The organism is Bradyrhizobium sp. i1.15.2, assembly GCF_040548425.1.
Classification (GTDB): Bacteria; Pseudomonadota; Alphaproteobacteria; order Rhizobiales; family Xanthobacteraceae; genus Bradyrhizobium; species Bradyrhizobium canariense.
The window spans coordinates 216,170-234,857 of sequence record NZ_JBEPRQ010000009.1; the positions used below are offsets into that span (position 1 = coordinate 216,170).

The 18,688-nt window shown below is 61.1% G+C and carries 15 protein-coding genes and 1 pseudogene; 7 read left to right on the top strand and 9 right to left on the bottom strand.

Translation table 11 applies throughout. From position 1 onward, the window contains the following. Positions 1 to 385 precede the first annotated feature (385 nt). The 4 genes from ABIB80_RS19115 to ABIB80_RS19130 all read right to left on the bottom strand — a co-directional run bounded on the left by ABIB80_RS19115 (position 386) and on the right by ABIB80_RS19130 (position 6,877). On the bottom strand, positions 386 to 706 hold the full coding sequence (locus ABIB80_RS19115; protein ID WP_007601140.1) for a hypothetical protein: 321 nt from the start codon (positions 704 to 706) through the stop codon (positions 386 to 388). A gap of 51 nt (positions 707 to 757) precedes the next feature. Then, positions 758 to 5,584, bottom strand: coding sequence for an NAD-glutamate dehydrogenase (locus tag ABIB80_RS19120; RefSeq protein ID WP_219684599.1), 4,827 nt, complete (start codon positions 5,582 to 5,584; stop codon positions 758 to 760). A 169-nt stretch (positions 5,585 to 5,753) separates the two neighbouring features. Continuing rightward, on the bottom strand, positions 5,754 to 6,173 hold the full coding sequence (locus ABIB80_RS19125) for a CBS domain-containing protein (RefSeq protein WP_007601143.1): 420 nt from the start codon (positions 6,171 to 6,173) through the stop codon (positions 5,754 to 5,756). Positions 6,174 to 6,406: 233 nt separating this feature from the next. Then, positions 6,407 to 6,877, bottom strand: coding sequence for an aminoacyl-tRNA deacylase (locus ABIB80_RS19130; RefSeq protein WP_007601145.1), 471 nt, complete (start codon positions 6,875 to 6,877; stop codon positions 6,407 to 6,409). A gap of 409 nt (positions 6,878 to 7,286) precedes the next feature. Between ABIB80_RS19130 and ABIB80_RS19135 the strand changes: the two genes are divergently transcribed. Continuing rightward, the gene (locus tag ABIB80_RS19135; RefSeq protein WP_473256077.1) at positions 7,287 to 10,019 is read left to right on the top strand and encodes a UPF0182 family membrane protein; all 2,733 of its coding nucleotides are present in this window, start codon (positions 7,287 to 7,289) and stop codon (positions 10,017 to 10,019) included. Here ABIB80_RS19135 and ABIB80_RS19140 read toward each other — a convergent pair. The 4 genes from ABIB80_RS19140 to ABIB80_RS19155 form a co-directional block, all read right to left on the bottom strand. After that, complete coding sequence (locus ABIB80_RS19140) at positions 10,016 to 10,270, bottom strand: hypothetical protein (protein ID WP_198288325.1); 255 nt, start codon at positions 10,268 to 10,270, stop codon at positions 10,016 to 10,018. The genes ABIB80_RS19135 and ABIB80_RS19140 overlap by 4 nt on opposite strands. A gap of 113 nt (positions 10,271 to 10,383) precedes the next feature. After that, positions 10,384 to 10,743 (bottom strand): DJ-1/PfpI family protein, encoded by a 360-nt coding sequence (locus ABIB80_RS19145; protein ID WP_219684596.1) that lies wholly within the window; start codon positions 10,741 to 10,743, stop codon positions 10,384 to 10,386. 35 nt (positions 10,744 to 10,778) lie between these two features. Beyond that, the gene (locus ABIB80_RS19150; RefSeq protein WP_007601150.1) at positions 10,779 to 11,642 is read right to left on the bottom strand and encodes a complex I NDUFA9 subunit family protein; all 864 of its coding nucleotides are present in this window, start codon (positions 11,640 to 11,642) and stop codon (positions 10,779 to 10,781) included. Positions 11,643 to 11,675: 33 nt separating this feature from the next. Next, on the bottom strand, positions 11,676 to 12,572 hold the full coding sequence (locus ABIB80_RS19155; RefSeq protein ID WP_007601152.1) for a DUF2189 domain-containing protein: 897 nt from the start codon (positions 12,570 to 12,572) through the stop codon (positions 11,676 to 11,678). A gap of 530 nt (positions 12,573 to 13,102) precedes the next feature. On the opposite strand from ABIB80_RS19155, the gene coxB reads away from it, so the two are divergent. From coxB to ABIB80_RS19185, 6 genes and pseudogenes are all read left to right on the top strand, one after another. After that, positions 13,103 to 13,936, top strand: coding sequence for a cytochrome c oxidase subunit II (gene coxB, locus ABIB80_RS19160; RefSeq protein ID WP_007601153.1), 834 nt, complete (start codon positions 13,103 to 13,105; stop codon positions 13,934 to 13,936). A 74-nt stretch (positions 13,937 to 14,010) separates the two neighbouring features. Next, positions 14,011 to 15,786, top strand: coding sequence for a cytochrome c oxidase subunit I (ctaD, locus tag ABIB80_RS19165; RefSeq protein ID WP_007601154.1), 1,776 nt, complete (start codon positions 14,011 to 14,013; stop codon positions 15,784 to 15,786). Next, positions 15,783 to 16,487 carry a cytochrome c oxidase subunit 3 gene (locus ABIB80_RS19170; RefSeq protein ID WP_007601155.1) on the top strand — a complete coding sequence of 235 codons (705 nt, stop codon included), beginning with the start codon at positions 15,783 to 15,785 and terminating at the stop codon, positions 16,485 to 16,487. The genes ctaD and ABIB80_RS19170 overlap by 4 nt, the downstream gene beginning before the upstream one ends. Positions 16,488 to 16,502: 15 nt before the next feature. Continuing rightward, positions 16,503 to 17,225 carry a heme-copper oxidase subunit III family protein gene (locus tag ABIB80_RS19175; protein WP_219684592.1) on the top strand — a complete coding sequence of 241 codons (723 nt, stop codon included), beginning with the start codon at positions 16,503 to 16,505 and terminating at the stop codon, positions 17,223 to 17,225. Between the two features lie 9 nt (positions 17,226 to 17,234). Next, positions 17,235 to 17,636 (top strand): cytochrome C oxidase subunit IV family protein, encoded by a 402-nt coding sequence (locus ABIB80_RS19180; protein WP_007601157.1) that lies wholly within the window; start codon positions 17,235 to 17,237, stop codon positions 17,634 to 17,636. 34 nt (positions 17,637 to 17,670) lie between these two features. Next, a pseudogene (locus ABIB80_RS19185) lies at positions 17,671 to 17,964 on the top strand (GYD domain-containing protein). A gap of 106 nt (positions 17,965 to 18,070) precedes the next feature. On the opposite strand, the gene gspG reads toward ABIB80_RS19185, so the two are convergent. Further along, entirely contained in the window at positions 18,071 to 18,487 is a 417-nt protein-coding gene (gene gspG, locus ABIB80_RS19190) for a type II secretion system major pseudopilin GspG (protein WP_256375810.1), read from the bottom strand. Positions 18,488 to 18,688: the final 201 nt, after the last annotated feature.

The window sequence follows — 18,688 nt, forward strand, 5'->3', positions numbered from 1 at the left end:
CGCGTGGCACCGATTTGGCACCGCCAAACGGGAGGCCGTGACGCGCCAAAATATTTCTTGCGTCATGCGTTGGGTTCTTACTCCGTGCTTGTGGTGGATAGTAATACCATGCGGTGGATCAAGGTATTTCGTCCTAAGAGAACAGAATGAGATCGCTGCGACAGCAGATTGAATCTAACAGCGGCCCGATTCGAGCATAAGGTTCCCGAGCGTGCATCGGCGCATGCGGGGCGCGGGGCTATGCCAGGCCCTGTGAGTGGGTTAAGCCACGACTGACAGGATGCTGCGTAGCACGCTTGGCCGGTTGCTCTAGCTAGGGAGCGCCATTGCCGTTTCGCTGACGACGTCGCCAATCGATCATCGCCATTGCTGCGCTTCCCGTGGCTTAGCGGATACTCGCCACAATTTCGAGCCGGTTCTTCTCGAGCCAGGCCACGGCGTCGGGTCCATCGACGACGCATTCGAAAGTTTCCCAGGTTGGGTGCTCCTGGGATTCCGGTTGCAGTCGCTTTGCTGCATACTCAACGAGGTCGTGCAAGCGTTCGTATCCTCGTCGGCGCTCAAGGGACTCTGCAATCGCCGTGCTGACCCATCCTCGTTGGGCCAAATCGATAATGCTCGGAGCGTCAGCCTCGTTGAACCAAGTTGTGGCATCGAACTCGATGCAGCGGAGATTATCGGCGGTATGGCAAGTCGCGTGGATCATGGGAGTCCTCCGTTTCGCCGGCCAAATTTCACATCCCTGCCTCGCACGCCCTCAGGCTTTGACCAGATCCCCCAGCAAGTTCGCGGCCACAGTCAGCTTGGCGAGCGTCAGTCCGGTGGCGGCAATTTCCTCGACCGAGCGGCGGATGCGCGTCGCTTCGGGGTGAGCCGCGAGCCAGGTCTCGACGGCCTGCTGGCCGGACTGGCCGGTTGCCAGCATATGCGCTGCCAGTCTTCTTTCGGCGCAAGCGATCTGCTCAACGGCGCGATCGATGGCCATACGTTCGAAATAATCGTTTGCCAGCACGCTGCGCGCGGCGGCAATGATCCGGTCGAGCCGGAAATTCGCCTCGGCGGCAAAGAATGTCGCGGCGGCATCGCTGATGCTGCGGCTGGTGCGCTCCGCCACGGTCACGATATCCGGTGCCGAGACCAGGAAGTCGAGATCGGCGAGTTCGCAGGCGAGGCCGGCCGGGACGCCGGCATCAGTCAGGTCCTGCCGACGCTTGGCACGTGCGGGCTGCAAGTCCGTCGGCAGGGTGGTGTCGAGCCCGGCGACGATCTGGCGGATAGCTTGGCCGAAGCGCGCGACAACGGCCTCCAGCCCGTCCTTGAAATCGACATTGCGCACGTACCAGACCATGCGGGAGAGCAGGAGGTCCTGGATCGCCGCGTAGAGGCTGAGCTGCAACTGCCCGTCGATACGTGTGTCGAGCGCGTCGATCTCGTCATTGAGCCGCCTGAGCTCGTAGATCGCGTCCACCGCCACCTGCGCCATGACGATGGTCCAGATATCGGCGTCGGTCTCGTCGGTCAGGCGCACGACGCAGGCCGGGCCCCCGCGGTTGATCACGGCATTGACGAGACTGGTTGCGATGATCTCGCGTCGGAGACGATGGAGCTCGACCGCGCTCGGGAACTTGTCGGGAACCTCGCGCGGGAAGTAAAGGGTCAGTCTGCGGGCGAGATAAGGATCGTCCGGCACGCTGGTGAGGAGCAGGTCCTCGTAGAGCGTCAGCTTGGCGTAGGCGAGCAATACGGCAAGCTCCGGCCGTGTCAGGGCTTGGCCGCGCCGCGTGCGCTCGGTGAGCGCTGCGTCGTCCGGCAAGAACTCGACGGAGCGGCTCAGCAAACCGCGCTGCTCGAGCGACTGCATCAGGCGGGTGAGGAAGCCGGTCTCGGCCACGCCTTTGCGCTCGGCGAGCGAGAGCGCCAGCGTCTGCAGGTAGTTGTTGCGCAGCACCAGCGTGCCGACCTCGTCGGTCATCGTAGCTAGCAGGCTGTTGCGGTCGGCGGGGCTGAGGCGTCCCTCGCGTTCGGGGCGCGCCAGCGCGATCTTGATATTGACCTCGAGGTCGGACGTGTTCACACCGGCCGAGTTGTCGATGGCGTCGGTGTTGAGCTTGACGCCCTTCTGCGCCGCTTCGATGCGGCCGCGCTGGGTGACGCCGAGATTGGCGCCTTCGCCGATCACCCGGGCGCGAACATCGGCGCCCGCGATGCGGATCGGATCGTTGGCGCGGTCACCGGCCTGATCGTCGCTCTCTCCCGATGCGCGTATATAGGTGCCGATGCCGCCAAACCATAGAAGGTCGGCGCGCGCTTTCAGGATCGCGGTCATCACCTCGAACGGCGTAGCCTGCGGCTTGTCGAGATCGAGCAGGCTCCGCACTTCCGGTGCGAGCGGGACCGCCTTGAGCGTGCGCGAGAACACGCCGCCGCCTTGCGAGATCAGCGACTTGTTGTAGTCCTGCCAGCTTGATCGCGTCAGGTCGAACAGGCGCTTGCGTTCGGCGAAGCTGATCGTCGGATCGGGGGAGGGATCGATGAAGATGTCGCGGTGGTCGAAAGCCGCCACGAGCTTTGTCGCCGGCGAGAGCAGCATGCCATTGCCGAAGACATCGCCGGACATGTCGCCGACGCCGACCACGGTGAAAGGCATGGTCTGAATATCGGTGCCGAGCTCGCGGAAGTGGCGCTTGACCGCTTCCCAAGCGCCGCGCGCTGTGATCCCCATCTTCTTGTGGTCGTAGCCCTGGCTGCCGCCGGAGGCGAAGGCATCGCCGAGCCAATGGTTCTTTTCGGCCGAAATCGCATTGGCGATGTCGGAGAAGGTCGCGGTGCCTTTGTCGGCGGCGACGACCAGATAGGGGTCGTCGCCGTCATGCCGCACGGTCGAACCGGGCGGCACGATGATGTCGCCGTCGAGATTGTCGGTGAGTTCGAGCAGCGAGCGAACGAAGATGCGATAGGCTTCGGTGCCCTCCGCGAGCCAGGCGTCGCGATTGGAAGGCGGCGGCAGGCGCTTGGGCACGAAGCCGCCCTTGGCGCCGACCGGCACGATCACGGCGTTCTTGACCTGCTGGGCCTTGACCAGGCCGAGGATCTCGGTGCGGAAATCCTGCGGCCGATCGGACCAGCGCAAGCCACCGCGCGCAACCTTGCCGAAGCGCAGGTGAATGCCTTCGACACGAGGCGAATAGACGAAGATCTCGTAGAGAGGTCGCGGCGCCGGCAAATCGTCGATCCGCCGCGCGTCGAACTTGAAGGAGATTACCGGACGCGGATGCCCATCCTCGCCGATCTGCCACAGATTGGTGCGGATGGTCGACTGCACCAGATTGGTGAAACGGCGCAGGATGCGGTCTTCGTCGAGCGAGGCGACGGATTTGAGCTGCTCCTCGATCTCGGCAAGGAGAGTTGTCTCGCGCGCCGAACGCTCGCGATCGGTAAGGTCAAGGCGCGGATCGCAGCGGGACTGGAACAGCGCGACGAGGTTGGCTGTGATCCCGGCGTTCTTGCGCAAGGTCTCCCACATATAGTCCTGGGTGAAGGGGGCGCGGATCTGGTGCAAATAGCGCGACAGTGCCCGGATGGTCGAGACTTCCCGCCAGCCGAGGGGCGTGCGCAGTATCAGGGCGTTGTATCCGTCGGATTCGGCGCGATCAGCGACCACCGCCATGATCGAGGCTTCCAGGCGATGGCTGAAGTCCGGGCTGATCTCGATCGGCTCGCCGTCGCTGGTCTCGATCGTCATGTCGTGCAGCCAGACCGGCTCGGGCCTGTTACCGGGCACGATCTGATAAGTGCGTTCGTTGACCACGCGCAGGCCGTGGTTTTCGATCACCGGTACGCGATAGGATAGCGATAGCGGTGCGGCGTCGGAGAACACCTTCAGCCCGAAGCGCCTGGGATCGTCCTCGCCCTTGTCCCGGTGCACCGAAATCGTCACCGGGCGGGCTGGGGTCAGCCTTTCGATGGTCGCGATATCGGCGATGGCCTGCTCCGCTGTGAAAACCTCGGTATAACCGCCGCTAAAGGATTGGGCATAGCGGTTGGCGAGCATGCGCGCCCGCATGCCGTCGGTCGACGCGGTGAGCGCGGCTTTCAGCTTGTCGGCCCAGGTCGCGGCAATGGCGCTGATCCCGGCTTCGAGCGTGGCGCGCTCGACGACGGGCGTCTTGCCTTCATAGCGCCCGATGATGAAGTGGACGCGCGCAAGCGCGCCTTCAGGGAACGATACGTAGGAAGCCGACAGGGTCCCCTTGTAGACCTGCGACAGGAAGGCTCCGACGCGCGTGCGGACGTCGGTGTCGTATTTGTCGCGCGGAATGAAGGTGAGGATGGAGACGAAGCGATCGAACTTGTCTACGCGCGCTAGCGCCCGGACGCGTGGGCGCTCGTAGAGGATCAGGACCTCGATGACGAAATTGTAGAGCGAGTCGACGTCGATCTGGAACAGCTCGTCACGCGGATAATCTTCGAGGATATGCATGAGCGCCTTGCCCGAATGGCCGTTCGGGTCGAAGCCGGCGCGCTGCAGCACCCGCGAAACCTTGTGGCGCACATAAGGGATCTGCCGCACCGAGCGGGTATAGGCCCCTGATGTAAACAGGCCGACGACGCGCAATTCGCCCTCGAGCCGGCCGTCGGGTGCATAGAGCTTGATGCCGACATAATCCATCCGGATGCGGCGATGGACGAGGCTTGAGACATTGGCCTTGATGACGATCAGCAGCGTCGGCTCGTGCATGAACTCGCGAATTTCCGATGTCATCACCACCATTTCGTTGCCGCGTCGCAGGACCTTCGTATCCGGATCGCGGAGGATGCCGAGGCCTTCGCCGGTCGTGATGTCGTCCGACGCATCGCTGTCGGGCGAGAAGCGATATTCGCGCACGCCGAGGAAAGTGAAATTGTCCGCGCAGAGCCATTGCAGGAACTGGTTGGCTTCGGCGACCTCGTCGATCGGCAGCGGCGGCGGATTGGAAGAGAACGTCTTGATCGCTTCCTCGACGCGGTCACGCATGGCGCGCCAGTCGGTGACGCAGGCGCGGACGTTGTTCAACGCCCTGGCGAGTCCGTCGATCAGCTTCTGGCGATCGGCGTCGGCGTCCAGGCGGGTGATATGGAGGTGAATCAGGCTTTCGCGTGCGCCCCTTGCTCCCTCTGGCAGTGCTTCGCCGTAGAAGCGCAGCAGCTTGCCCTCAGCATCGCGCTCCACTGCGATGATCGGGTGGGCGACGAGTGTGACTTCGATACCCTGCTCGGCGAGCTCTGCCATCGTGGAGTCGTACAGGAAAGGCATGTTGTCGTTGAGAATCTCGAGCACGGAAATCTCGCGCCCGTTCGGCAACGTCGGATTGACCACGCGGATATCGGCGCAGCCCGACGTGCGCCGCTGTACATGCTCCCAGGCGTGCTCCGCCAGGAGGGCGAGCGAGGCGGCATCGTAATTGTCGAGATCCTCGATATTGCTGTAGCCGAACAGAGGCTCGGCAAAGGCCCGGGAGCTCTTTCCCGGCGGCACGCTGCCTGCTGCGTCGCGGATCAGGGTTGCGCGGGCCTTGTCGTCACGCCACGCCATCGCGTCCTCCATTTGCCGCGCCGTGTCCGCATTATTATCATTTTGCGGTCACACCGACGCAAAGTAGAGCACGTCGGGCCGCCGCTTTCGCGCCGGGCGATGGGTCCTTGTTAAACGCATGGCTCGGGCTCAGCTCAACGTCGGACCGAGCGGTGATCGCGAGAGGGGCCCTGGCCCTACTTCAGTGATGCGCCGCAACACTCCTGACGGTGTCGGTCAGCACATCACCGGACGCGGAATGGCTGGCGTCACCCAGACTGATGATGCCGACCATCCGCTTGCTCTTGTTGATCACCGGCAGCCTGCGGACCTGCAGCTTCTCCATATGATGCATCGCCTTCGCGAGGTCATCGTCCTCCCGGCAGCAATGGATGCCTTCGGTCATCACATCGCGCGCTGTCGCGCGGCCGGCATCGAAGTTGTGGCTTGCGAGCCCTTTGCAGACGATGTCGCGGTCGGTCACCATCCCGACCAGCTTGTCGTCCTCGCCAACCGGAATGCAGCCGATGTCGTGCGCCCGCATTAATTTGGCAAGTTCGGTGATAGGGGTGTCAGGGCTGACCCAGTCGACACCCTTGTGCATCACGTCTTTGACCTTCATGGCGAGTCTCCGTTCCTGGGTTTCAGGTGCGTTGATGCAATGCAGCAGCGCCCCCATTTTCTGAACTGTACAACCGATCGGGTGCGGTGTCGCAGGAGAAAGCATCACTCCTTGGCGATCCGGCAGACAAACGCCGACGCTGTCGCCGTCACCCTTCCCAACGATTTAACAGCGACGTCGCGAACCGCGTTCCCGCCCAGGATTGCAAAGGCATTGGGCGGTGCGCAAATTCCTCAGTCGTGCGCGCTAAAACGCCCGTGCGGTGCGTTGCTCGTCAGGCGCGCAAACTGCGCGTGACCCATATGAAGCAGCGTCTCATGATCGCCGGCTTCCATATAGATGTCCGGCTGTGCCTCGATGCTGTCGTCGACGATGATATCCAACCCGTAGCATTTGCCGACGGCAGGAACGGCACCGTGTGCACAGTCACTGAACAGCCGATTGATCTCGCTTGCATCGGCCATGTGGACATTGTCGCCGAGACTTGTCCTCAGGTCCGACAGGCGAAGGTGATGCGATGCGGGCAAGATGGCCAGCATGTATTCGCCGTTGCGCCGCAACACGATGCCTTTGGCGAGGCGGTCGCCCGAGATATGGCAGGTCTCAGCCGTTCGCGTGGACGTCATGCTGAGTTCGTGCGGGATCAGCTCGTATTGGATGTTTTCAGCGGCCAGGTATTTCTGGAGCGTGGGAGCAATGGCCATGACATCACCTCCGATGCAGGATGCAAACCATCCACCCCCGGCAGACTCTCGCCATAGGATGGGCGGCTGCCTATAGACCCAACACGGGTCTTCCATCCGCAATTATATACGGGTTCGCAATTTTATACAGGGTGGCGAACCAAGTTGCGCTATTTCACGATATGATGCGGTGCGGCGCGGCTTCGAGAGCGCCATGTTGCCTGACGACCGACTGGCAGCGCCGGCTGCTTCAGCCGACCTCGCCCCTTTGCGCTGCCGCGATGGCGGCGATGCAGGTTCTGGCAGCCCTGTCGTCGCCTCGAGGCGCTAATCCCGAATCGGGCGGGCGGGCGTCTCTCATTTCCGCTATAATGAAACCATGACGATCGGGATTACTGGACCCGGAGGCAAGATACCGAGGCAAAGTGCCATGGTCGGGTTGATTGTTGCGGCCGTCGTCATTGGGATTTGCCTCGTCCTGCTTGCGCTCGCGAGCGACCTCCTGGTCGGCTGGCTGTGGTTTGCCTCGATCGGTTATCTCCAGGTCTTTTGGACCACAATCGGCGCCGAAGCCGTCGTCTTTCTTGCAGTCTGGATCGGAACCACCGTCATCCTCTGGCTGAACGGATGGCTCGCGCTACGCTCTGCCCGACAGCGGCCGACGCAGTTCGTCGCCGCTCCGTCGTGGAGCGCCGCGGGCAACGCGCCGCCGGATCTGCTTGTGCTTGCGCGCGATCGATTGTCGTGGCCCTGGTTGATCACAGGCGTTGCGGCTTTGCTCGCTCTTCTTGTTGCGGCAGCCCAGGCCGGCAACTGGGGCGTCTTCCTGCGATTTGTCTATCAGGTGCCCTACGGCGCAGACGATCCGCTCTACAACAAGGACATCGGCTTCTACCTCTTCTCACTGCCCGCCTATATCCTCATCAAGAACTGGATGATCCTCGCGCTCGTTCTGAGCGGGCTTTTCGCCGCGGCGATCTACTGGGTGCACGGCGACATCGAATACGACGTTCACCGTCGATCAATATCGCCGACAGCGATCGCTCATGGTTCCGCTCTGCTTGGTTTTCTCTTCGCGGTAAAAGCCTGGTCCTGTGTTCTCGACCGCTATCTGCTGCTCTACGGCGACAATAGCGTCGTCGTCGGCGCAAGTTACACCGACGTGCATGTGGGGCTGCCGGCGTTGTGGCTAATGATCGGACTTTCGATCATCGCGGCGCTTACCGCCTGGGCGAACATCCGGGTTCGCACCTACCGGCTTCCGGCCGTGGCGATTGTGCTCGTCAGCGCCGGTACGTTCGTGCTGTCCGGCGTCGTCCCTGGGCTGTTCCGGCAGTTCTTCGTCAAACCAAGCGAGTTGGAGCTGGAGAAGCCCTACATTGAACACAACATCGCGCTCACCCGGCAGGCATACAATCTCGATCAGATCGCAGCCAGGCCGTTTACCGCCGAGCAGAAGCTTACCCCCGGGGCGCTCGAAGCCAACAAGGCGACAATTGAAAATATCAGGCTGTGGGACTGGCTGCCGCTGTCGGATACCTACGCGCAACTGCAGGAAATCCGCACCTACTACAAATTCCATGACCTCGACGTCGATCGTTACTGGCTCGATGGCTCCTACCAGAGCGTGATGCTCTCGGCCCGCGAACTGCGGTCCTCCCTGCTGCCGCCGAACGCCCAGACTTGGGTCAATCGCCACGTGCTGTTCACCCACGGCAATGGCGCGGTGATGAGTCCGGTCACACGCAAGAGCGCCGAAGGACTGCCGATCTTCTATCTGCGGAATATTCCTCCTGTCGCAGACGTCGGCCCCAGGATCGACGAGCCGCGCATCTACTTCGGCGAGCAGACCGACGACTACGTCGTCGTCAAGAGCAGCATCCCGGAGTTCGATTATCCGAAGGGGAAAGAGAACGCCTATGCGGCCTATGGCGGCACCGGTGGCATCTCGATCGGGGCAATGGCCACGCGAATGCTGTTTGCTTACTATTTCAACGATCCGAACCTGCTTCTCTCAGGCTACATTACGATCGACAGCCGGATCATGATCCGGCGCAATATCAAGGAGCGGGTGAGCACGATCGCGCCCTTCCTCAGGCTCGATCATGATCCTTATCTGGTCGTCAGCAGTGGGCGCATGTTCTGGATGCAGGACGCCTACACGACGAACGCCTATTTCCCGTATGCAGAGCCCGCACAGGGGCTCGATCTCAACTACATTCGCAATTCGGTGAAGGTTGTCATTGATGCTTATAATGGGACTGTCGACTTCTACCTTATTGATTCAGGCGACCCGATTGCAGCGACCTACCAGCGCATCTTTCCGAACTTGTTCAAGCCGTTCACGACGATGCCGCCGGACTTACGTAAGCACGTTCGCTATCCGGAAGACCTGTTCATGATTCAGGCCCGACTGTACCAAGCCTACCACATGGAGGCGGCCGACGTTTTTTACAACCGCGAGGATCTCTGGCAATTCCCGCGCCAGCCGGGCGGCGACGGCATCTCGACGATGACACCCTATTACATCATCATGCGCTTGCCCGGCGAACCGCAGGCCGAATTTTTCCTCATGCTTCCCATGGTACCGAGCCGCCGCGACAACATGATCGCGTGGCTCGCCGCGCGCTGCGACGCGCCCGACTATGGCAAATTGATTGTCTACGAATTCCCCAAGGAGAAGCTCGTCTACGGACCGTTCCAGATCGAGGCGCGGATCAATCAGAATACGGAGATCTCGCAACAGCTCACGCTGTGGAATCAGATGGGCTCGCGGGTGATCCGCGGTGCCAATTTGCTTGCGATTCCGATCGAGAACTCGATCCTTTACGTATCGCCGCTCTATCTGCGGGCACAGCAAGGACACCTGCCTGAGCTGAAACGCGTGATCGCAGCCTACGGTGAACATGTGGTGATGAAGGAGACGCTCGACGAGGCCTTGTCAGCGCTGTTCATCGAGCCTGGCGCGATGCGGCCGGTGTCTAGCTCGAAGGAGGAAATGCTTGTCACACGCCCGTCGGCAAGTCAGGCCCGGGAGGCGCTCGATCGCTACAATCAGGCCGTTGAACGATTGAAGTCCGGCGACTGGAAAGGCTTTGGCACGCGGTTCGACGCGATGCGCGAGCTTCTGGAGGACATGAGCCGGCACTCCACGGGCCATTAGCGCCGCGGCTCCTTTGGCGCCGGAAATGACGAACGCGACGCCGCGCTTGGGCTCTGCTCGAAATCATGGCGTGATTTCAATCGCATAAGAGTTCGCAGTTTTGTTCTGGGTGGCGCGCCATTTTCCCAAACACGTGCCCGTCTCATGTTTTCCGCATCACCGAAGTCGACCGCCTCCGCGACGCGTTCGACCGGTTCTGCAGTTGTCTCTATGTGGCCTCGCGCCAGATCGGCGCGGAGGCGTTCAACCATGCGCGCGGGTGTGGCGCCGGTCCGCGCCCGGAATGCGCGGCCGGCCGAACTGGCGGCGGCTCATGCCGGCCGCTTCCGCCAGATGCTCGAGTGTCAGTGCTTCGAATATGTGATCACAGGCATAGCCGAGGGCAGCGCAATACGGTCGTTCTCGGGTGCCAGATCGACCGAGGCTGCGAATTGTGATGTCCGCCATAGCGACGATGGTAGACGACGAGGTGCTGTGCAACGCACTTGGCGATGGCGAAACCATGGTCCTCCTCGATCAAGGCCAGCGCGAGATCGATTCCGGCCGTAGTGCCTGCCGAAGTTGATATGTTGGCGTCCCGACAGTAGATGCGATCCGCCTCGACCCGGATGGATGGATAGTCTCGCTGAAGGCGAGCCGCAAATCGCCAGTGCGTCGTCGCTCGACGTCCATCCAACAGCCCAGCTGCCGCGAGCGTGAATGCGCCCGTGCAGACGCGCGCCACGCGCCGTTAAAGCTGGATTAGCCGGGACGCTTCTCTCATCTTCGATTCGATAGCATCCCCTGAAGGATTTCCTCGATCGAATGTGGCGAGATGCCAAGCTCGGCAAATCCAGACATCTCCGGTGATGACACCGAGTCGATCCGCATCAGCTCCACTTGGTTACGCGTAAGGGGCAGGCCAGGGAGTATCTCGGAGGCCCAGGCCAGCGCGTGCCAAACGGCAAACGGGATTGGAATCAGGCGTGGCGAGAGGCCAGCCTGTTGCGCGATCGCTCTGAGCAGTTGCTCGTAGGAATAGCGGGTCGGGCCGCCGAACTCAAAGACCGTCGGGTGGGGCTCGGCTCGCTCGATGATTCGGACAACCGCCTCCGCAACATCTTCGACATGGGCCGGTTGCAATCTGGTGCGGCCGCGGCCGAACATTGGATAGATCGGAAGCCGACGAAGGAGCTTGAGGACGGTGCCGAGAAACGCGTCATCCGGTCCGAACATCACAGCTGGGCGGACGATAAACGCACCGGCGAATTCCGCGCGGACCGCCCGTTCACCTTCACCGCGCTTTCTGATGTAGAGGGATGGCGAGGCGGCGTCGGCCCCGATCCCCGAAACGTGAACAAGCCGCTCGACTCCCGCCCGGCGGGCCTGGGCTGCTACAATTTGGGCCGCCTCGACGTGAACAGAGTGAAATGTCTCCCCTCCGCGCTCGCGATAAAGGCTGACCGCGTTCACGGCGCCGTAGGCGCCGACCAACGCATTCGCGACGGATCGCTCGTCATGAACGTTGGCCGCTACGGATTGAAGTTGCACGTCCGGATGCCGTGACGCGATCCGGACGGGAAATTTATGACTGCACAGATGGCGAGCGATGCGGCTGCCGAGAAAGCCGGTTCCGCCGAACACAGTGATGGTGCGACCGTTCGTTGCTGCCTCCGGCTAGCGTTCGCGGCTCCACGGGAAGAGTGAGGCCGGGAAATCCGCCGCATAGCGGTGACCAATCGGCGGGCGCGGCTGTTCTTCCGGCGGGTTCGGGTCAGGCTCGATGACCTTCCGATAAAGATGCCAGGTGGCATGACCGAGCACCGGCAGAACGACGGCGAGACCGACGAAGAACGGTAGCGAACCGATCGCCAGCAGTGCCGCAACAACCAGACCCCATACCGCCATCTCAATTGGATTTTCCCTCACGGCCCGCAGCGACGTCCGGATTGCGTCGATCGCAGTCGCATGCCGGTCGAGCATCAGCGGAAACGACACGACACTGACGCACAGGGCCACGACGGCGAACAGGAAGCCGACGCCACAGCCGACGATGATAAGCGACCATCCTTCCGGCGTCGTCAAAACACGCGTTGCGAAGTCAGGGATGCTTGCAGCCGGGGCGTGGCCAAAGGTTGCAACGTAGATCGCGTTAGCGGCGCCGATCCACACCCCGAACAGAACCAGCAGGAGGATGCCGAGTTCGAGCATGGCGCCGAAAGACGGTGCGCGCAGCACCTGCATGGCATCCCAAGCCGCTGCTTCCTCTCCGCGCTCGCGGCGGCGGCTGAGCTCGTACAGGCCGAGCGCGGCAAAGGGACCGATCAGCGTAAAGCCCGCAGCCAGCGGAAACAGCAGCGGCAGCACCGAATAGCCGATGACAAGTCTAAATAGGACAATTCCGAGGACGGGATAAATCACGCAGAGGACGATGGCGTGAGATGGGATGGCGTTGAAGTCTTCCCAGCCCAGTCGCAACGCGTTGCCCAAATCGGAAAGGCTGATCTTGCGTACGACAAACGGGGTGGAGACGCCAAACACTTGCAGTCTGGGTCTTGCGAATACGGTGGTCATGGCGCCGGTCTCCTTGCTTCTGATCGCAGGGGAAATGGCGCGCCTTCAAGTCGCGCACATTCGCCTCATGCGCGAAAATCGCGATTGAGCCCGGCAAACCAGATTCAACGAGAAGGAGCTTTGCCGGACGACACCCGTCGCGACCGGTGCACCCAGCTTAGCGCGATGGGTGGAAGAAACAAGACAGCGCTTGCGGCTGGGTGAATTGTGCATCTGCACAGTTCGTTTTGTTGCGTTGCGTCACCAAGCGATCGCTGCCGGCCTCCACCGCCGGCTTGAAATGATGCCGGAGACCTCGCGGTGCGACACACTCCACTATTGACGCCCGGCTCGACGCGTACCATGTTGAATCCAACGCCCCCAGCTCCGTTGAGACTTGTGCGGTCGTAACGTGCACTCGGCGTCGCGACCGGTTGAATGGGCGAGGCAAGAGGCATGACGGCGGCGGATGTGATTCCGCCATCGCAGCAGACGTGAGCTCCGCCCTCTGGTTCGTATCCGCAGCCTTTAGCGGCAAGGATGCATGAGGGATGGCTGTAGCAATCATTCTGCTGTTGGTCGCAATCGCCTCGGTGCTGTTTCACATTTTCAGCCCGTGGTGGTGGACGCCGCTCGCCTCAAACTGGCGCTACATCGACGACACGATCACCCTGACATTCTGGATAACCGGGGCGGTTTTCTTCGCGGTCGTCGCGTTCATGGCCTATTGCGTCTTCCGCTTTCGACACACGGAGGGAAGGCGCGCAGCCTACAATCCCGAAAACAAGAAGCTCGAATGGTGGCTCAGCGTCGGTACTGCAATCGGCGTCGCAGCCATGCTGGCACCCGGCCTGGTCGTCTGGCACCAGTTCGTCACAGTGCCGGCCAATGCGACCGAGGTCGAGGTCATGGGACAGCAATGGCAATGGAGCTATCGGCTTCCCGGAAAGGACGGCCGGCTCGGGACTTCGGATGCCCGCTATGTCAGTGCCGAAAATCCCATGGGGTTGAATCCCGACGATCCCGCCGGCCAAGACGATGTCGTCATTCAAAATGACGACTTGCACCTGCCGCTCGGGAAACCGGTGAAGGTGTTGCTCCGCTCGATTGACGTCCTGCATGATTTCTATGTGCCCGAGTTTCGGGCGAAGATGGATATGATACCGGGCTCGGTCACATATTACTGGTTCACGCCCACGCGCACCGGAACATTCGAGGTTCTCTGCGCGGAACTCTGCGGTGCCGCGCACGCGCAGATGCGGAGCAAGGTCGTCGTAGAGGAAGAGAAAGACTATCACGCGTGGCTGGACAAGCAGCGGACGTTCGCCGAGCTTTCCGGGCAGCGGGATGTCGCGAAAGCGGCTTACACGAGAGAGAGCGAATGAAAACATCGGCGAGGAGCGCCGCATAGCAGAGGGCGAACTCTTCGTTGAAGAGAGAGACCAAGGAGGGGATTCCGATGGTCGATGTCCCGTTTGACACAGTCGCAGGCGTCCCGCCCGCCGAAGTGGGCGAGGTCGAGCTCTATCATCCGAGAAGCTGGTGGACGAGATACGTCTTTTCGCAGGACGCCAAGGTCATCGCCATCCAGTACTCGATCACGGCGATGTCCATTGGGATGGTTGCGCTGGTGCTGTCATGGCTGATGCGGCTGCAACTCGGATTCCCCGGCACGTTTTCGTTCATCGATCCGAACCAATATCTCCAGTTTATCACCATGCACGGCATGATCATGGTGATCTATCTTCTCACCGCGCTGTTCCTTGGTGGCTTCGGCAACTACCTTATCCCGCTGATGGTCGGCGCCCGGGACATGGTGTTTCCCTATGTGAACATGCTGAGCTACTGGGTCTACCTGCTCGCGGTCGTGGTGCTGGCCTCGACCTTTTTCGTACCCGGCGGGCCCACCGGCGCCGGCTGGACGCTGTACCCGCCGCAGGCGATTCTCTCCGGTACTCCCGGGCAGGATTGGGGCATCGTTCTCATGCTGGCCTCCCTGATCCTGTTCATCATCGGCTTCACCATGGGCGGGCTGAATTACGTAGTGACAGTGCTGCAGGCGCGCACGCGCGGCATGACGTTGATGCGTTTACCCTTGACGGTGTGGGGCATCTTCACGGCCACCGTCATGGCGCTGCTGGCCTTCCCGGCGCTGTTCGTCGCTTCGGTGATGTTGCTGCTCGACCGCCTGCTGGGAACCAGCTTCTTCATGCCGACGCTAGTCGAGATGGGCACGCTGACGAAATACGGGGGTGGCAGCCCGATCCTGTTCCAGCATCTGTTCTGGTTCTTCGGTCATCCCGAGGTCTACATCGTCGCCTTGCCGGCCTTCGGCATCATTTCCGATCTGATCAGCGTCCATGCCCGGAAGAACATCTTCGGCTATCGCATGATGGTCTGGGCGATCGTCGCGATTGGCGCCCTCAGCTTCGTCGTGTGGGCGCACCACATGTATGTGAGCGGCATGCACCCGTATTTCGGGTTCTTCTTCGCCACCACGACGCTCATCATCGCCATCCCGACTGCGATCAAGGTTTACAATTGGGTGCTGACCCTTTGGCGCGGCGACATTCATCTCACCATCCCGATGCTGTTCGCGCTGGCGTTCATCGTCACCTTCGTAAACGGCGGCCTGACTGGCCTGTTTCTCGGCAACGTGGTCGTAGACGTTCCGTTGTCCGACACGATGTTCGTTGTCGCTCATTTTCACATGGTGATGGGTATTGCGCCGATCATGGCGGTGTTCGGCGGAATCTATCATTGGTACCCGAAAGTCACCGGACGAATGCTCAATGAGGCGCTTGGACGATTCCACTTCTGGGTCTCGTTCCTCGGCGCCTATGCGATTTTCTTCCCCATGCACTATCTGGGCCTGTTGGGTATGCCCCGCCGCTATCACGACATCGGCGAAACGGCATTCGTTCCGGCATCCGCCCATGACCTCAATGCGTTCATGAGCGTCGCGGCCCTGATCGTCGGCTTCGCCCAGCTCGTGTTCCTGTTCAATCTGATCTGGAGCCTGTTCAAAGGAAAAGAGGCCGGCGGCAATCCCTGGGGCGCCGCGTCGCTGGAATGGCAAACGCCAGAGACCCCGCCGGGGCATGGCAACTGGGGCAAGGAGCTCCCGATCGTCCATCGCTGGGCCTACGATTACAGCGTCCCCGGCGCCGCCATGGATTTCGTGCCGCAAAATGAACCGCCGGCAGGATTGTCGGCGCAAGGGCCCCACGCATGAGCGCCATCATCCTGTTCATGGCTGGAATAGCCGCAATTGCGGGATGGTGGCTCTCGCAACAGCGGCTGGCAGCCAAGCCATGGCTGGAGGAAGGCGTGATGGTCGATCTTCGCGAGGAGAGTACCTCGTCCCTGCCGGCGGCGAAGCTCGGATTGGGCGTATTTCTCGCGGTCGTCGGCTCGCTATTCGCACTCTTCATCAGCGCCTACTCGATGCGCATGAACATGGTGGACTGGCGGACGCTGCCAGTGCCAGCGCTGTTGTGGTTCAACACCGGCGTCCTACTCTTGAGCAGTGTGGCACTGCAATGGGCGTATATGGCCGCGCGTCGCGACGACATCGACGGCATAAGCATCGGCCTGTGCGCGGGTGGAGCGTCCGCCATTACATTCCTTGTCGGGCAACTGCTGGCGTGGCGCCAGCTGAGTGGCGCCGGGTACTTCCTGGCGTCCAATCCAGCCAATTCGTTCTTCTACCTGATCACCGCTGTGCACGGGCTGCATCTGATGGGCGGTCTGGTGGCGCTCGGTAGAACGACTGCCAAGGTATTGCGTGGCGCCGAGGCGAGCCAAATTCGTCTGAGCGTGGAACTCTGCACTATCTACTGGCACTTCCTGCTGTTGGTCTGGCTGGTCCTGGCCGGCCTGCTGACGGGCTGGACAGACAATTTCGTCGACATCTGTCGCCAGTTGCTGAGCTAGGGAGGCAAGGACCAGATGGCAGAAACGGCGCTGATAAACAACGTAGAACCGCCGGCGCGGCCTGCAGGTTGGCGAGGCATCGCCGCCGATTGGTCCTCGGATCAGCGCGCCTTCAAGAACGTTTCCTGGGGGAAGGCCATGATGTGGATCTTCCTCCTCAGCGACACCTTCATCTTCAGTTGTTTCCTGTTGTCGTACATGACGGCGCGAATGTCCACGACCGTGCCGTGGCCCAATCCCAGCGAGGTCTTCGCCCTCACGATCGGGGAAAAGAAAATCCCGCTCATCCTGATTGCGATCATGACCTTCATCCTGATCAGCAGCAGCGGGACGATGGCGATGGCCGTCAACTTCGGTTATCGCCGCGACCGCGTGAAGACGGCGGCCTTGATGTTGGCCACAGCAGCATTCGGCGCAACGTTCGTCGGAATGCAAGCCTTTGAATGGACCAAGCTGATCGTGGAAGGCGTCCGGCCCTGGGGCAATCCCTGGGGTGCGGCGCAGTTTGGTTCGAGCTTCTTCATGATCACCGGCTTCCACGGCACCCATGTGACGATCGGCGTGATTTTCCTGATCGCCATTGCGCGAAAGGTTTTACGGGGAGACTTCGATGTCGAGAGGCGCGGTTTCTTTACGAGCAGAAAAGGGCATTACGAGATCGTCGAGATCACCGGCCTCTACTGGCACTTCGTCGATCTCGTGTGGGTGTTCATCTTTGCACTTTTTTATCTCTGGTGAGGTCGCAGCATGACAAACGTCGCGGTACATCTGGAAGCAAAGCAACACGCGCTGCAAGCTCACATGCATGACGCATCTGCATCAGGAGCCACGCACACAAAGGGCCAGCAGCATCCGATCAAGCTTTACCTCGTGGTCTGGGGATGGTTGTTCGTTCTCAGCACCTGCTCCTATCTCGTCGACTATTTTGGCCTCCACGGCCATCTCCGATGGTCGCTGATCCTGCTGTTCATGGTGTTGAAGGCTGGCCTGATCGTTGCGGTCTTCATGCACATGGCCTGGGAGCGGCTGGCTTTGGCCTACGCGATCCTGCTGCCGCCGGTGCTGGTGCTGGTCTTCGTGACGATCATGGTGCTCGAATCCGACTACACGCATCTGCTCCGGGTCTTGTTTTTCGCTTCAACGGCATAGCTAGCATTGCTTTCGTGCCAGAAGGAGGACGGCAATGACCACCTATGTCATGCTTGCAAATTGGACCGAGCAAGGCATCTAGAAGGCGAAGGACTCGCCACGCCGTCTGGACGCTGCGAAGAAGGCTCTCAAGGATATGAGCGGCGAGATCAAATCCTTCTTCCTGACCATGGGTGACTATGACATGGTCGTGATCCTGGAAGCCCCGGACGACGCGGTCGCGGCGCGTTTCAGCCTGCAGCTGGGGATGCAGGGAAACGTTCGGACGCGCACGTTGAAGGCGTTTCCCGAAGCCGCCTATCGGGAAATCATCAACTCGCTCGGCTAGTCGGCTCGGGGACTATCCCGGCCGGATGAAGTTCGCAAGGACGCGTAACGCGGACGATGTCGTCCTGGACGCAGAGGACGCGCTCGCGGCCACGGTGCGGCGCTCACTATTTCTGCCAGTTAGCGATATCGGCTGCCTGCTCGGTGCCTCCTTCGCGACCGTCGGCTCCAAAGGACGCCAGGTCGTAGGCTAGCCCATGCGTCCCCGGAGATGCATACTCATATGGCTTGCCCCAAGGATCGTTCGGAACCACGCTGCCTTTCAAGTAAGGCCCGTTCCAGCGTTCGACGTTGTTTGGCTTCTGCACGAGCACGGCCAATCCAACACCCGTCGCCGGATATGAGCCATTGTCGAGATAGTACAGGTCGAGCGCTTGCGCAAAGCTCTCGATCTGAATCCTGGCCGCTTTGGTTTTCGATTCCGACAGATGGTTGAGCACACGCGGGCCCACCAGACCGACGACGAGACCTATGATGGTAATCACGACGAGCATTTCGACGAGCGTGAAGCTGTCCTGCTCCAACAAAACACGCTGGGGAGCGGTTCGACCGATTAAAACTACGCTGATGCTGGCGCATTGCTCAACCTGGACTTGCTCTTCCTCTCGTATCGTCAAAACATCAAACGACCAAGATGGCGGGCTATCAGGGCGCGAGGTCGGGGAGTTAAGCTGCCCTCCGGTAAGAGAACAGCGCCTCCACAGTAGTGGGTCATCTCAAGCCTT